Genomic DNA, 14,205 nt, shown 5'->3' on the forward strand with positions numbered 1-14,205 from the left:
ACATCGTCGGGGTAGGGATTGCAGTGAGCATGGGAGGACCCGGCGCCGTGTTCTGGATGTGGATGACAGCCTTGCTCGGCATGTCGAGTAGCTTCTTCGAATGCACACTGGGCCAACTCTACAAACGTAGCGATGGGAATGGCCTGTTTCGAGGCGGCCCCTCTTGGTACATCGAGCACGGTCTGGACAAACGCTGGCTCGGAACAATTGCAGCGCTTCTACTGCTAGTGACGTTTGGATTTGCAATCAATGGTCTCGAATCGCATGCAGTCTCACATTCGCTGAAAGACGCTTTCGGTCTGGCGCCCATGTGGTCAGGACTCACAATGTCCCTGCTGCTCGGGGCAGTTTTTATGGGTGGGATAAAACGAATAGCTGCCGTAGCCGACTTGTTGGTGCCGTTGAAGGTTCTCGCTTACGTCGGCGTGACGAGTTACGTGATCGTGCTGCAGTTCGATCAGGTTCCACCAATGCTGATGACTATCATCCAAAGCGCGTTCGGTCTGGATCAAGCCTTTGGTGGATTGATCGGCAGCGCAATCGTCATGGGTGTGAGACGTGGTGTGTTTTCCAATGAAGCGGGCCTGGGCAGCGCTCCCAATGTTGCTGCCGTGGCGAAAACCGACCATCCCGTGGCACAGGGCGTGGTGCAGGCATTCAGCGTATTCATCGACACGTTCGTGATTTGTACGTGCACGGCATTACTCATTTTGCTTTCGGGTTTCTACTCGCCTGGATTTGAGGGCGACGGTGTTGCGTTGGCACAAAACTCGTTGGCAGCCGTGGTCGGTGAATGGGGGCGAATGTTCATCAGTGTGGTGCTGGCGCTGTTCGTCTTCACGGCGATGCTCTACAACTATTACCTCGGGGAAAACAGCCTTCGGTTCATGTTTGGCGAGCCTCGAAAAACGCTGTTCTTCTACCGATCGCTGGTATTGGTTTTGGTGTTATGGGGGGCGGTAGAGGATCTTTCGACCGTGCTTGCTTTCGCCGACATCACCATGACGTTGCTGGCGCTGGTCAACCTTGTAGCCATGGCACTGCTGTTTAAAGTTTGTCTTCGGATCTTGCGAGATTACGACGAGCAGCGTCGTATCGGAATCAATACGCCCATTTTCGATTCCAGCAAGTTTCTTGATCTTGATCTCGACCCGTTGGCTTGGCCGCCGCAACCAAGAGAACTACAAACGATAAATCGCAGTTTGTCATCGCTAGCCAACGAAGCAACTACACGATCAGCTTAAATACTTAAGCCGAGCGCTGAGCCATTCGACCCCGCAATGGCTCAGCAAACCAATACTTACGCCCCCACCAAATTGGCTGGAAAAACAAACAGCTCTTCTACTAATTAAGCCAAAAACAATTATCAGGACGCGTCCGATGAATCGTTATTCCCCACTTAAAGCCAATGCGACCAACAGTCCAACTTACTTGATAGATACACACGCCGCACCCAGCCAGTTGTTCGAAGATGCCTGCTTCAGAATCCGCGCTGCTGTCAGCCTTCTGGAGACCCTGACATCCGTAACCATCAAGGACATCAATGACTCAGATCTGTACCGACTGATACTTCCCGTTTATGTATTACTTCAAGATGGCGTTGACACACTCGACCAGGTTTCCTTCAAGGGAGACTTCACTCATGGCTGAAAAAGCAACCTATGCAATGCTCAGGGCAGCAATGATCAAAGCGGTTGAAACCAACCTCATCCCTAGGCATTCGCGTCTCGCAGAGTACATAAAAAGTTGGGAACGACTTGAGCTGGTCATTCAAGCCTCCCTCGATTTGTATCCCGAACAAAAAGCGGCTGCAGGAAAAAAAAAGCAAAAGCCGTCAAAAACAAAAGCAGGCCACCGAACAAAAAATCGCTAGCAATCTTCATCCAGGATATGCGCCACTAGCGCCATTGATTGATACCGCGCCAACGCGCGGCCCGCCTGGAGACCCCGTTATGAGCGAGAGCGTGTTTGCCGATCGCATCGTGCAGAACCTGCTCGACACCGACTTCTACAAACTGACGATGATGCAGGCGGTGCTGCACAACTACCCCAACGTCGAAGTCGAATGGGAGTTTCGTTGCCGTAACAGTGAAGATCTGCGCCCGTACCTGGCGGAGATCCGCTTCCAGGTCGAGCGTCTGGCCGAGTTGAGCCTGAGCGCCGATCAGTTGAGTTTTCTCGAGCGCATCTCGTTCCTCAAGCCGGATTTCCTGCGCTTCCTCGGTCTGTTCCGTTTCAACCTGCGCTATCTGCACACCGGCATCGAGAACGGCGAGCTGTTCATCCGCCTGCGCGGGCCATGGCTGCATGTGATTCTGTTTGAAGTGCCGCTGCTGGCGATCGTCAGCGAAGTGCGCAACCGCTATCGCTACCGTGAAACGGTGCTGGAACAGGCTCGCGAACAGCTTTACCGCAAGTTCGACTGGCTCACCGCCAATGCCTCGGCGGAAGAACTGTCGCAGTTGCAGGTCGCCGATTTCGGCACCCGTCGCAGGTTTTCCTACCGCGTGCAGGAAGAAGTGGTGAACGTGCTCAAGCACGATTTCCCCGGGCGTTTCGTCGGCACCAGCAACGTGCATCTGTCCCGCGAACTGGACATGAAACCGCTGGGCACCATGGCCCACGAATGGATCATGGCTCACCAGCAACTCGGCCCACGACTGATCGACAGCCAGATCGCCGCCCTCGATTGCTGGGTTCGCGAATATCGCGGCCTGCTGGGGATCGCCCTGACCGACTGCATTACCACCGACGCTTTCCTCGGCGATTTCGATCTGTTCTTCGCCAAGCTGTTCGACGGTCTGCGCCACGACTCCGGGGACCCGGTGCTGTGGGGCGAAAAATGCATCGCCCACTATCACAAGCTCGGCATCGATCCTATGAGCAAGACGTTGGTGTTCTCCGACAGCCTGACCCTGCCCAAGTCGCTGGAGATCTTCCGGGCGCTGCGCGGCCGGATCAATGTCAGCTTTGGCATCGGCACCAACCTGACCTGTGACATTCCGGGTGTCGAACCGATGAGCATCGTGCTTAAAATGACCGCCTGCAACGGCCAACCGGTGGCGAAGATCTCCGACGAGCCGGGCAAGACCCACTGCAAAGACCCGAATTTCGTCGCCTATTTGCGACACGTTTTCCAGGTTCCTGCCGTTTCCAGCCTTTCCAGCAAGGAGTGAATTCATGCAAGCCGTACAGCGTGAGATTGCTGAACAGCTCAACGTTCAGCCGCCGTTCGCCGATCACCAGGCCCTCGAAGCGGAAGTCGCCCGCCGCATCACCTTCATCCAGGATTGCCTGACCAGTTCCGGACTCAAGACCCTGGTGCTGGGCATCAGCGGCGGGGTCGACTCACTGACCGCCGGCCTGCTGGCCCAGCGCGCCATGCGTGAACTGCGCGAGCGCACCGGCGATGAGGCCTACAAGTTCATCGCAGTGCGCCTGCCGTACGACGTGCAGTTCGATGAACACGATGCCCAGGCTTCGGTAGACTTCATCGCCCCGGACGAGCGCCACACCGTCAACATCGGCCCGGCGGTCAAATCCCTGGCCAGCGAAGTCGCAGCCTTCGAAGGCAAGCACGCGGTGTCGGTGGATTTCGTGCTCGGCAACACCAAGGCCCGGATGCGCATGGTCGCCCAGTACACCATCGCCGGCGCGGCCCATGGCCTGGTGATCGGCACCGACCACGCGGCGGAAGCGGTAATGGGTTTCTTCACCAAGTTCGGTGACGGCGCCTGCGATCTGGCCCCGCTCAGCGGTCTGGTGAAAAACCAGGTCCGGGCCATCGCCCGCAGCTTCGGCGCACCGGAATCGCTGGTGGAAAAAGTGCCGACGGCGGATCTGGAAGACCTGTCGCCGGGCAAGCCGGACGAGGCCTCCCACGGCGTGACCTACGCCGAGATCGACGCGTTCCTGCACGGCGAGCCGGTGCGTCAGGAAGCGTTCGACATCATCGTCAACACCTACAAAAAGACTCATCACAAGCGGGTCATGCCGTTTGCGCCATGATCGGTGAGTGAATGAAAAAGCCCGCTGAGAAGTGATCCTCAGCGGGCTTTTCTTTGCTCAAGACTCGATGGCAGATTTAACGGGCTTATGCTTTAACAACCCTGAACACCCGAGGGGCCGAGATTCGACCATCATCCGTTATCGCTCTGATGGTATGAACCTTTTGCGCCAGATTCGAAATCTTAGCCGTGAAAATTCCATTCGGGTCGGTCACGAATTCAACCAGGTTGTTGTCGTAGTCGACTATTTTTCCTTTTTCACTTCGGTTTGCCGTACCTACAACCGTTAATGATGTATCAGTCGTCTGCTCCTGATTACCGATCAACTGCCCGCTCTCTCCCAAAAGAAACTGAATAGTTAGCGTCACGCTGCCCACAATCACAACGATCCAGGGTTTGGACTCAACACCAGTGCTTCCTACCACTGTGAATTCATGCTCCCCGGGTTGCAGCCCTGTCAGTGCAGCACTCCACCCCCCTTCAAGGACGTTCAGAATGCCTACGGTAACTCCTTTATCCTTAAGTGTGACTTTCGAATTTGACTCACCGCTGCCTTCAAATTTCAGATCGACAGATGTCGTGCTATCACCATTTTCGATGACATCTCCGTTGGAATTGCTTATCCACGAAATACTGGCGTCCTGAGGCGCTACCACGTGAACTGTGTATGAAGCAGAGACTTGCTCGTCGGTGGTTTTCACGGTGTAGAGATGTACCCCGTTTTTCTGATCTGGAGCGATCAAACTGTAGTGGCCACTTCTATCAACATATACGGGAGGGTGTGCGGGTTCACCGTAATCAAGGAGCTGTGCCTTTTGATCAGGAGCAGCACTACCAATAATAGATAAATTTCGATTTTCCGCGAAACCGCCATCTTCAATAGGTTTACCATCACCATCAGTAACGGATTCGATAATGGTTGTACTTTTCGCAGTACTCCTCTGCCCCGTCTGAACCAAAGTGTGTTGCGCGGGCAGTTTCTCTTGATCAGTCATACAAAAACTCCTTTTTCTGAAGGGAAACGCAAAGACATCTAAGCGCCTCCTCATCTGACTCATCTTTGAAATCTGCGTCTACTGTCAGAAATTACAGGTTGAGGTGCATTTCAGACCGACGGTTATCATCAGTTACACTTTGCTCTGCAGAAAAAAACGCCGCTGCAATCACTTGCAGCGGCGTCTTTCGTGTTATCCGTGAACCGAATTACTTCAGGGTCACGGTGCCTTTCATCATCGAGATGTGGCCCGGGAACGAGCAGAAGAAGCCGTACTTCTCGTCAGCCTTGAGCTTGGACACGTCGATGATCAACGAGTCGGTTTCCTTGGCGCCGATGATCTTGGTGTGAGCGATAACGCGCTCGTCACCGTCCTTGAGGTAGTTCTTGTCGATGCCGGCGGCCAGGCCGTCGGTGGCGATCGGCTGCATGTCGGCTTCTTTGCTGATCACCAGGTTATGGCCCATGACGTTCTTCGGCAGGCTGCCGGAGTGGGTCAGCTCGACGGTGAAGGTCTTGCAGCTCTTGTCGATTTCGATGGCCTTGGTGTTGAAGGACATCTGGTCGGTGGAATCAACGGTGGTTTTGCACTCGGCAGCCATCAATTGGCTGCTGGCCAGCGCCAGCAGGGATACCGCAACAACTTTGGAAAACATGGTGAATCTCCAAGGCAGGGTTAACAAAACACGAATGGTTGGAAGACTGCCTGAAATCTTCGCAAGTTCCTATGACTTGAGTCAAAAATTGTATACAACTTTCAGGCTATGACACTCATCGAAACAATCTAACAGCCAGACGTATGGCCGGGTCGTATCTTCAGGGCTCAACACTCATCTGGAGCATCCGTCATGTCCTTCAACAGCCTGTTGTGCAGTCTGCTCGCTGCTTACGCCTGTGGCGCCAGCGGCACCTGTGAAACCCCGAAACGCGAAGTCTAGCCCTTGGATCAAGGCGTGCCAGCCATTACCCTGTGACCGATTGACCCAGGAGGAAGGCATGTCTCTCACATCCGTTTGTGTATTTTGCGGTGCCAACGCCGGCACCACCCCGGCGTACACCGAAGCCGCCATCGCCCTCGGCACAGCTATCGCCGAGCGTAAGCTGACGCTGGTCTACGGCGGTGGCGCTGTCGGCCTGATGGGGATTGTCGCCGACGCTGCACTGGGGGCCGGCGGCGAAGTGATCGGCATCATCCCGCAGAGCCTGATGGACAAGGAAATCGGTCACAAGAGCCTGACGCGTCTGGAAGTGGTCGACGGCATGCATGCGCGCAAGGCGCGGATGGCCGAACTCAGCGATGCGTTCATTGCCCTGCCAGGTGGCCTTGGCACCCTGGAGGAGCTGTTCGAAGTCTGGACCTGGGGCCAGCTCGGCTATCACGGCAAGCCACTGGGCCTGCTCGAGGTGAACGGTTTCTACAGCAAACTCACTGCATTTCTCGATCACATCGTCGGCGAAGGCTTCGTTCGCGCGCCGCACCGTGACATGCTGCAAGTGAGTGAATCGCCGCAAACGCTGCTCGAAGCCCTCGACAACTGGACCCCCACCGTCACCCCCAAATGGGTCGACCAGAAACCCGGTTAACCGCCGGGCACCGATACAGGGCAGAATACGCGCCGCTCAACCTCACCTTCGACCCCAGAGGATCGCCCATGGCCAAACCCAATTACTCCTTCGCCAAACGTCAACGTGACCTGGCCAAGGAACAGAAGAAAGAGGAAAAGCTTCAGCGCAAGAAACAGATGGCTGAAGAAGCGGCACTGAACCCTGACGGTGAAGTGGCGACTGAAGATGATGATGTTGAGACACCGAAAGACCCGGCGCCCGACGCCTGAGCCACATCGGGCTTGATGATCGAATCAGGCTCCATTGATCCGTGACGGGGCTGGCGGCTTCACCGCCGGCCCTTACAGACCCAGCGCTTTGGCAATCGACTCGCGATAGCCCCCCGGCAGGTTAACCGGCAGTTGTGCCGGGTCGAACAGGCCAATCTTCTTGTGCTCGTGACTGATGGTCGGCTTGAACTCGCCCAGCAGCTGGCAGCGATAGGTCGAGATAAAGACATGCTTGCCCGGGATGACTTCAAACAGGTAGGAGTCCACCGGCGTCCTCACTGCCACGTTCACGTCCAGCTCTTCTGCAATTTCCCGAGCCAGACATTCCTGCGCCGTTTCACCCAACTCAATCCGTCCCCCGGGTAATTCCCATTCGTCACGCTCGTTGAGCATCAGCACAACCTTACCTTCCGGGTTTTGCAGAACACCTTTGATTGAAACCGGAAACATTGGAAATCCCTCATCAGCTGTTACAACACAGAACCATTAAGGAGCGGGCCACATTTCTGAACTCCGTTATTCCAGTGGCATCACCGTGACCCGCACCTCCGGATCATGGCTCCCTCCCCCCAGAATCACCCCGCGCAACGGCGAGACATCGGAAAAATCCCGGCCCCAGGCCAGGGTGATGTGCTCCAGTGCCGGCTGCACATTGTTTGTCGGATCAAAATCCACCCAGCCCAGCACCGGGCAAAACACCGAGACCCAGGCATGGGATGCATCGGCGCCGATCAACCGTGGCTGCCCCGGTGGCGGCTGGGTCAGCAGGTAGCCGCTGACGTAACGCGCCGCCAATCCCCGTGATCGCACACAGGCGAGCATCAGGTGCGCGAAGTCCTGACAGACCCCGCGCCGCCGCTCCAGCACCTCCACCAGAGGAGTGGCGACTTGGGTCGCTTCGGCATCGAAGGTGAATTCGCTGAAGATCTTCTGCATCAAGGCCTGCACACCCAGCATCAACGGTCTGCCGGCCGGGAAACAGCTCTCCGAAAACTCGACGAAGCTGCGTTTGAGATGCACGTAGGGCGACTGAAATCGGTAGCGACAGGCTTCCAGCAACGAGGCGGACAGCGGCTGGCTGCTGTAGGTCAGCGCGTTGCGGGTCATTTCCCAGGCCGGTGACTGGTGGAAATCCACCACGGGCCGCGCCAGCACTTCGACCGTCAGCCGTGCGTTGACCTGCAATTCATCGTGGGGCCGTTCGAAGGCCAGGCGGGTCAGCGGATTGCCGAAGACATCCTGCTCGTCACGGCGAGTGGTCGGCTCCGGACTGATCAGCAATTGTTGTTCGGTGCAGCGCTGCCAGTCGCATTCGCGCGGCCACAGATGCGCCAGTTGCTGGGCCAGGGACACCGGGCTGTCGTAGCGATAGCAGGTGTCGTGAAAGATCTGGTAATGGGCGCTCATCAGACGGACACCGTACGCTGGCTGACATCATCGACATGGGCGAAATGGCGCAGGGCCAGACGGTCCGAGACCTGACTGCTGGCGTCGGCGATCTCCTGCAGCAGATCCGCCAGACCATCGAGGGCCGAGCGCACGCTGGACTCGCCAAACAGAGGATTCTCCAGACAGCTCAGGTCGAAACGCGCCAGACGCTCGACCAGCGGCGGCAATCCTGCCTCCCTCGGCACACCGAAGTCATCATTCAGCCGCTTGAGGGTGCGGGTCACCAGCTTCAACTGGAACAGCACCGCATGGGGGTTCTGCTCGTCCAGCAGCAACAGGTCGAGCACCGGAATCAACTGCGCCACTGCCAGATAACGCGAGCGATAGGTGATGCTGCTGTTGCCCAATTCCAGCAACCACTCAAGCCCGGCCTGATCGAACGCCCCGGCGCCACGCAAGAAACCCGCGAGGCTGCTGCTGAGAAATTGCAGGCGCTCGATCCGCCGGCCGATCATCAGGAAGCGCCACCCTTCGTCACGGGTCATGTCGTCGAGGGCAAACCCGGACAGCGCCGCGAGCGACATCACCAGCCGGTTGAGAAAATCCAGCAACTCGCCGAAGTCCGGTTCGTCGGTGTCCAGTTCCGCAGCCTCACGTTGCAGCTCCACCAGCGCCTGCCAGTTTTCCCGGGACAACTTGCCGCGCACTTGCGAAGCCGCCCACTGCAAGCGCTGCAGGTTGGAGCGCAGGCTGAACGACCAGTCCTCGCCGAGCAGCGCCGCAAGCAAGCGTTCCGGCAGTTCGCCTTCATCCGGCAGCAGCATCAGCCGCTCGCCCAGATCCACCGCAGCCTGCAGGGCTTGCGGGTCATCGCCGTCGACGTAGCGCGCGAGCATGATCCGCAGCAGCCGCGCGCTGTCGTCGCAGCGCTCGCAGTAACGGCCGAACCAGAACAGGTTTTCAACCACCCGCGACGGCAGATACGGATCGCGTCGCACCAGATCAGGTACGCCGATATTGCGCTGGGCTTTCCACTGCTCACCGCTCGGCGGCCGATCCCCCAGCACCCAGGTGTCCTTGCTCGCACCACCGCGCTGCATCGACACCACTTCGGCATCGGCTTCGGCCGCGACCCGGGTCAGGCCACCGGGCAGCACCCGATAACCATCGTGACTGGCCACCGCGTACATGCGCATGCCGATTGCCCGGGGCTGCAGTTGCCCGTCCTCGGGCTGCCAGATCGGCGCCTGGGACAACTGGGCGAGTTCTTGCGCAACATACGCATAAGGGCGTGCCTGCATGCGCGCAGCGAGACTTTCACGCTGTTTTTCGCTCAGATCCCGGCCAAAAACCGGAGCGAAGCTTTGCGACGGGAACGCCGGTTTGATCAACAGCTCCGGCAGTTTCTCCAGGGCCTGGGCCAACACTGGCGCTTCGCCGCACCACCACGTGGCAATGGACGGCAGAATCAGCTCTTCGCCGAACAGGTACTGATTGATCTTCGGCAGAAAACCCAGCAGCCCCGGCGACTCCAGCACGCCGCTGCCCAGCGCGTTGGCCACCAGCACCCGGCCCTGACGCACCGCGTCCAGCAATCCGGGAACGCCCAGCGCGGAATCGGTGCGCAACTCCAGCGGATCGCAGAAGTCATCGTCGAGCCGACGCAGGATCGCGTGCACCCGGCGCAGGCCGCTGAGGGTTTTCAGGTAGACCGTGGCATCACGCACCGTCAGGTCACCGCCCTCCACCAGCGGATAACCGAGCTGGCGGGCCAGATAAAGATGTTCGAAATAGCTTTCGTTGAAGCGCCCCGGGGTCAGCAACACCACCAGCGGCGCGTCATCGTCGCAGGGTGCCTGACGGGCCAGGGTTTCCTGCAAGGTGCGGAAGAAGCCGGCCAGGTGCTGCACTTTCAGATCCCGATACAACTCGGGGAAGGCGCGGGACACGATGGTGCGGTTTTCCAGCGCGTAACCGGCACCCGATGGCGCCTGGGTACGATCCGCCGTCACCCACCAGCGCCCGTCCGGCGTGCGCGCCAGATCCACGGCATACAGATGCAGAAAGGCACCGTCCGGCGGCGCAATGCCCTGACAGGGCCAGAGAAAGTTGTTGTGGCCGAACACCAGCTCCGCCGGCAGTAAGCCTTCGCGGATCAACCGCTGCGGGCCGTACAGATCTGCCAGCACCGCATTGAGCAGCCGCGCGCGCTGGGCGATTCCGGCGGACAGCTGTTGCCACTCATCGGCGGCGATCACGTGGGGCAGCAGATCCAGTTCCCACGGACGGTCCGCCCCCTTTGGGTCGGCATAGACGTTGTAGGTAACGCCGTTTTCCTGAATCTGCCGGGTCAGCAACGCCTGACGCTGCACCAGTTGCGCCGGGGTGCTGCGCTGCAATTGGTCGACGAGCCGCCGCCAGTGCGGGCGCACCGCTCCGCTGTCGTCGAGCAGTTCGTGATAGGTGCCCGCCGTCAGCGGGTAGCGGTCAAGCAGGTCAGGCATGGAAAGCTCGGCAGCCGGCAAGGAACGGTCAGACTAACGCAGGCACATGACGCCCGGATATACGAAAAATCCGGGGGTCGTGTACGAATCAAAAACGTCGTAAATCGAGAGTCATCGGTAGCTCGTCGGAGATTGTCAGGTTCGGTATCGGAAGTTTCCCCGGCGTGTGTCCGATGCGGAAGAACCGCGCCATGCGCCGGCTCTCCGCTTCGTTGGCATTGACCGGCAGCGTCTCGTAATTGCGCCCGCCCGGATGCGCGACGTGGTACTGGCAACCGCCCAGCGAGCGCTGCATCCAGGTATCGAGCAAGTCGAACACCAGCGGCGCATGCACCGGGATCGTCGGTTGCAGGCAATTGGCCGGTTGCCACGCGCGGAAACGCACACCCGCGACAAACTCGCCAACCCGTCCGGTCGGTTGCAGCGGCACCGGGATGCCATTGCAGGTCAGCAGATAGCGCTGCGGCGGCAGCCCCGCAAGCTTGACCTGCAAACGCTCCAGCGATGAGTCAACGTAGCGCACCGTGCCGCCCGCCGCGCCCTCCTCGCCCAGCACGTGCCAGGGTTCAAGGGCCTGGCGCAATTCCAGCTCGATACCGTTGACGGCGTAATCGCCGACCTTGGGAAAACGGAACTCAAGGTGCGCCGCGAACCATTCAGCGCGCAGGGGGTAACCGGCATTGTTGAGTTCGACGATGACGTCGGCGAAGTCCTGCTCGATGAAGTGCGGCAACATGAAGCGGTCGTGCAGCTCCGTACCCCAGCGCGCCAGTTTCGGCGGCGCATAGGGCTCGCGCCAGAACCGCGCCACCAGCGCTCGCAACAACAGCTGCTGCGCCAGGCTCATGCGCGCATGGGGTGGCATCTCGAAACCACGCAACTCCAGCAACCCGAGGCGCCCGGTGGCGCCGTCCGGTGAATACAGCTTGTCGATGCAGAACTCGGCGCGGTGGGTGTTGCCGGTGACGTCGATCAGCAGATTGCGCAACAGGCGATCGACCAGCCACGGCGGGCATTCCTCTCCCGGCGCCGGCATTTGTGCGAAAGCGATTTCCAGTTCATACAGCGCGTCGTTGCGCGCTTCGTCGACCCGCGGCGCCTGAGAGGTCGGGCCGATGAACAGACCGGAAAACAGGTACGACAATGAAGGATGGTTGTGCCAGTAACTGATCAGGCTACGCAGCAGGTCCGGACGGCGCAGAAACGGTGAATCGCCCGGTGTCGCGCCGCCGAGCACGAAATGGTTACCACCGCCGGTGCCGGTGTGCCGCCCGTCGACCATGAATTTCTCGGTGGAAAGTCGGGTCTGGCGCGCTTCTTCGTACAGAAACTCGGTGCGTTCGACCAACTCGTCCCACGTCGCGGACGGCTGCACGTTGACCTCGATCACGCCGGGATCCGGGGTGATGCGGAAATTGCTCAGGCGCGGATCGCTCGGCGGCTCGTAGCCTTCCAGCAACACCGGACAATGCAGCTCTTCGGCGGTGGCTTCGATGGCCGCGACCAGTTCCAGATAATCCTCGACCCGCTCCAGCGGCGGCATGAACAGGTACAACCGGCCTTCCCGGGCCTCGGCGCACAAGGCGGTGCGGGTCAGCCAGTCGGCGGACTCATCGATCTTCGGTACACGCTCGTCTGCCGGAGCCGGCTCACGGTGGTCGTTGAGCTGCGAGGTTTCGGGCAGCTCGGGGAAATCCTGGTTCGGGTCGTTCGGATGAATGAACGGATACTCCGCTGCCTTCACCCAGGGCTGCGAGCCCAGCGGCAGGCGATAGCCCAGCGGTGAATCCCCCGGCACCAGCCGGCAATGCTCACCGCGCAGATACCAACGCCCGCTCTGCCATTGATCGCCCTTGGCGGTGCGCGCCAGCGGCAACACCTGGCCGATAACCTTGTCCAGCCCCTGACTGAACACCTTGCGCAGCCGCGCACGTTCCAGCGGCTCCTCCAGACGCGAGTCTTCGGCGCTGACGTTGCTCGGCAAGGCGCCCTCGCGCCAGAGGTAATAGAAGTTGTCTTCGTAGGCCGGGAACACGAAGCGTGTCGGCAGTTTCAGGCGCTCGGCGACACTCGCCAGAAAGCGCCCGGCCAGCTCACCCGTAGCGCCGTAATCCTGCTGCTCATCGGCGATCAGTGCGTTGTTGTGCCAGATCGGCACACCGTCCCGGCGCCAGTAGCAATTCAGTGACCAGCGCGGCAGTTGCTCACCCGGATACCATTTGCCCTGACCGAAATGCACCAGCCCTTTGGGCGCGTAATGTTTGCGCATGCGCTGGAACAGTTCGGCGGAGAGCCGGCGCTTGTCCGGACCCAGCGCGGCGGTGTTCCACTCGGCGCCGTCGGGGTCGTCGATGGACACGAAGGTGGGTTCGCCGCCCATGGTCAGGCGCACATCGCCTTCCAGCAGGTCGGCATCGATCTGCCGGCCCAGCGCCTGGATCGCCAGCCATTGCTCATCGGTGTAGGGCTTGGTGACCCGCGGTGCTTCCCAGATCCGCTCCACGGACATTTCGTGGCTGAACTCGCACTCGCAAGGCTCCACCAAGCCACTGATCGGCGCGGCCGAGGACGGATCAGGACTGCAGGCCAGCGGGATATGCCCTTCACCGGCGAACAACCCCGACGTCGCATCGAGACCGATCCAGCCGGCGCCGGGCAGATACACCTCGCACCACGCGTGCAGGTCGGTGAAGTCCACTTCGGTGCCGGACGGGCCGTCGAGGCTTTTCACGTCGGCGGTCAGTTGAATCAGGTAACCGGAGACAAAACGCGCCGCCAGCCCGAGGTTGCGCAGCAGTTGCACCAGCAGCCACGCCGAATCCCGACAGGAGCCGGAGGCGTGTTCGAGGGTGTGTTCCGGGGTCTGCACACCCGGCTCCATGCGGATCAGGTAATTGATGTCTTCGCTCAGACGCTGGTTGAGCGCCACCAGAAAATCCACGGCCGGCAATGGTGTGCGGTCGATGGCGTCCAGATAGGCCTGGAATTTCGGCGTCAGCGGCAGGGTTTCGAGGTACGGCGCCAGTTCCTTGCGTTCATCGGCGGCGTAGGCGAAGGGGATTTTCTCGGCGTAGGGTTCGAGGAAAAAGTCGAACGGGTTGAACACCGCCATCTCGGCCAACAGATCGACCTCGATCCGCAGTTCGGCGGTTTTCTCGGGGAACACCAGCCGTGCGAGGTAGTTGCCCTGAGGGTCCTGCTGCCAGTTGATGAAGTGCTGCTCGGGCGAGACTTTCAGTGAATAAGACAGAATCCGCGTGCGGCTGTGGGCAGCCGGGCGCAGACGCACGATCTGCGGGCCGAGTTCGACAGCGCGGTCGTAGCGGTAATGCGTGACGTGATGCAATGCGACATGAATCGACACGGCGTGCCTCCTGCGAGCCCAAGCGTATTCGAAAGCGCGCAAGACTTATGCCATGCAGAGGCTTGGGCGCTTTCCCGGAATGCTTAGGGCAGTACAGCACCAAAATCGGGCG

General features: G+C 59.6%; 13 protein-coding genes. 7 read left to right on the plus strand and 6 right to left on the minus strand.

Features of this window, described 5'->3' with window-relative positions:
* From AC07Y2_RS18230 to nadE, 5 genes are all read left to right on the plus strand, one after another.
* The coding region (locus tag AC07Y2_RS18230; RefSeq protein WP_103386604.1) for an alanine/glycine:cation symporter family protein at positions 1-1,244 on the plus strand (1,244 nt) is incomplete at its 5' end.
* A 136-nt stretch (positions 1,245-1,380) separates the two neighbouring features.
* A complete protein-coding gene (locus AC07Y2_RS18235) occupies positions 1,381-1,650 on the plus strand; it encodes a hypothetical protein (RefSeq protein ID WP_039766693.1) in 270 nt (89 codons plus the stop codon).
* Positions 1,643-1,873, plus strand: coding sequence for a hypothetical protein (locus tag AC07Y2_RS18240; protein ID WP_146040489.1), 231 nt, complete (start codon positions 1,643-1,645; stop codon positions 1,871-1,873). The genes AC07Y2_RS18235 and AC07Y2_RS18240 overlap by 8 nt, the downstream gene beginning before the upstream one ends.
* A gap of 79 nt (positions 1,874-1,952) precedes the next feature.
* Complete coding sequence (gene pncB / locus AC07Y2_RS18245; protein ID WP_011332202.1) at positions 1,953-3,176, plus strand: nicotinate phosphoribosyltransferase; 1,224 nt, start codon at positions 1,953-1,955, stop codon at positions 3,174-3,176.
* A 4-nt stretch (positions 3,177-3,180) separates the two neighbouring features.
* Positions 3,181-4,008: an NAD(+) synthase gene (gene nadE, locus AC07Y2_RS18250; protein ID WP_085648079.1), complete on the plus strand. Its 828-nt coding sequence runs from the start codon at positions 3,181-3,183 to the stop codon at positions 4,006-4,008.
* An 85-nt stretch (positions 4,009-4,093) separates the two neighbouring features.
* On the opposite strand, the gene AC07Y2_RS18255 is transcribed toward nadE, so the two are convergent.
* Both AC07Y2_RS18255 and azu read right to left on the minus strand, forming a co-directional pair.
* Positions 4,094-5,002: a hypothetical protein gene (locus AC07Y2_RS18255; RefSeq protein WP_103386602.1), complete on the minus strand. Its 909-nt coding sequence runs from the start codon at positions 5,000-5,002 to the stop codon at positions 4,094-4,096.
* Positions 5,003-5,210: 208 nt separating this feature from the next.
* Entirely contained in the window at positions 5,211-5,657 is a 447-nt protein-coding gene (gene azu / locus AC07Y2_RS18260; RefSeq protein ID WP_103386601.1) for an azurin, read from the minus strand.
* Between the two features lie 340 nt (positions 5,658-5,997).
* On the opposite strand from azu, the gene AC07Y2_RS18265 reads away from it, so the two are divergent.
* Positions 5,998-6,585 carry a cytokinin riboside 5'-monophosphate phosphoribohydrolase gene (locus AC07Y2_RS18265; RefSeq protein ID WP_103386600.1) on the plus strand — a complete coding sequence of 196 codons (588 nt, stop codon included), beginning with the start codon at positions 5,998-6,000 and terminating at the stop codon, positions 6,583-6,585.
* Positions 6,586-6,653: 68 nt separating this feature from the next.
* Positions 6,654-6,836, plus strand: coding sequence for a hypothetical protein (locus tag AC07Y2_RS18270; protein WP_064593122.1), 183 nt, complete (start codon positions 6,654-6,656; stop codon positions 6,834-6,836).
* Positions 6,837-6,908: 72 nt separating this feature from the next.
* Here the strand turns inward: AC07Y2_RS18270 and AC07Y2_RS18275 are convergent, their stop codons facing one another.
* The 4 genes from AC07Y2_RS18275 to AC07Y2_RS18290 all read right to left on the minus strand — a co-directional run bounded on the left by AC07Y2_RS18275 (position 6,909) and on the right by AC07Y2_RS18290 (position 14,093).
* Positions 6,909-7,286 (minus strand): NUDIX hydrolase, encoded by a 378-nt coding sequence (locus tag AC07Y2_RS18275; RefSeq protein ID WP_085667729.1) that lies wholly within the window; start codon positions 7,284-7,286, stop codon positions 6,909-6,911.
* 66 nt (positions 7,287-7,352) lie between these two features.
* Positions 7,353-8,243 carry a transglutaminase family protein gene (locus AC07Y2_RS18280; protein ID WP_103386599.1) on the minus strand — a complete coding sequence of 297 codons (891 nt, stop codon included), beginning with the start codon at positions 8,241-8,243 and terminating at the stop codon, positions 7,353-7,355.
* Positions 8,243-10,729, minus strand: coding sequence for a circularly permuted type 2 ATP-grasp protein (locus AC07Y2_RS18285; RefSeq protein ID WP_103386598.1), 2,487 nt, complete (start codon positions 10,727-10,729; stop codon positions 8,243-8,245). The genes AC07Y2_RS18280 and AC07Y2_RS18285 overlap by 1 nt, the downstream gene beginning before the upstream one ends.
* Before the next feature lie 88 nt (positions 10,730-10,817).
* Complete coding sequence (locus AC07Y2_RS18290; protein ID WP_103386597.1) at positions 10,818-14,093, minus strand: transglutaminase family protein; 3,276 nt, start codon at positions 14,091-14,093, stop codon at positions 10,818-10,820.
* Between the last annotated feature and the right edge of the window lie 112 nt (positions 14,094-14,205).

The sequence above is a fragment of the Pseudomonas sp. GW456-12-1-14-TSB6 genome (assembly GCF_059424205.1).

Coding starts and splice junctions, on each gene's coding strand:
- AC07Y2_RS18255 (WP_103386602.1), bottom strand. CDS start 5,002: ATGACTGATCAAGAGAAACTGCCCGCGCAACACACTTTGGTTCAGACG.
- AC07Y2_RS18280 (WP_103386599.1), bottom strand. CDS start 8,243: ATGAGCGCCCATTACCAGATCTTTCACGACACCTGCTATCGCTACGAC.
- azu (WP_103386601.1), bottom strand. CDS start 5,657: ATGTTTTCCAAAGTTGTTGCGGTATCCCTGCTGGCGCTGGCCAGCAGC.
- AC07Y2_RS18285 (WP_103386598.1), bottom strand. CDS start 10,729: ATGCCTGACCTGCTTGACCGCTACCCGCTGACGGCGGGCACCTATCAC.
- nadE (WP_085648079.1), top strand. CDS start 3,181: ATGCAAGCCGTACAGCGTGAGATTGCTGAACAGCTCAACGTTCAGCCG.
- AC07Y2_RS18275 (WP_085667729.1), bottom strand. CDS start 7,286: ATGTTTCCGGTTTCAATCAAAGGTGTTCTGCAAAACCCGGAAGGTAAG.
- AC07Y2_RS18240 (WP_146040489.1), top strand. CDS start 1,643: ATGGCTGAAAAAGCAACCTATGCAATGCTCAGGGCAGCAATGATCAAA.
- AC07Y2_RS18265 (WP_103386600.1), top strand. CDS start 5,998: ATGTCTCTCACATCCGTTTGTGTATTTTGCGGTGCCAACGCCGGCACC.
- pncB (WP_011332202.1), top strand. CDS start 1,953: ATGAGCGAGAGCGTGTTTGCCGATCGCATCGTGCAGAACCTGCTCGAC.
- AC07Y2_RS18270 (WP_064593122.1), top strand. CDS start 6,654: ATGGCCAAACCCAATTACTCCTTCGCCAAACGTCAACGTGACCTGGCC.
- AC07Y2_RS18235 (WP_039766693.1), top strand. CDS start 1,381: ATGAATCGTTATTCCCCACTTAAAGCCAATGCGACCAACAGTCCAACT.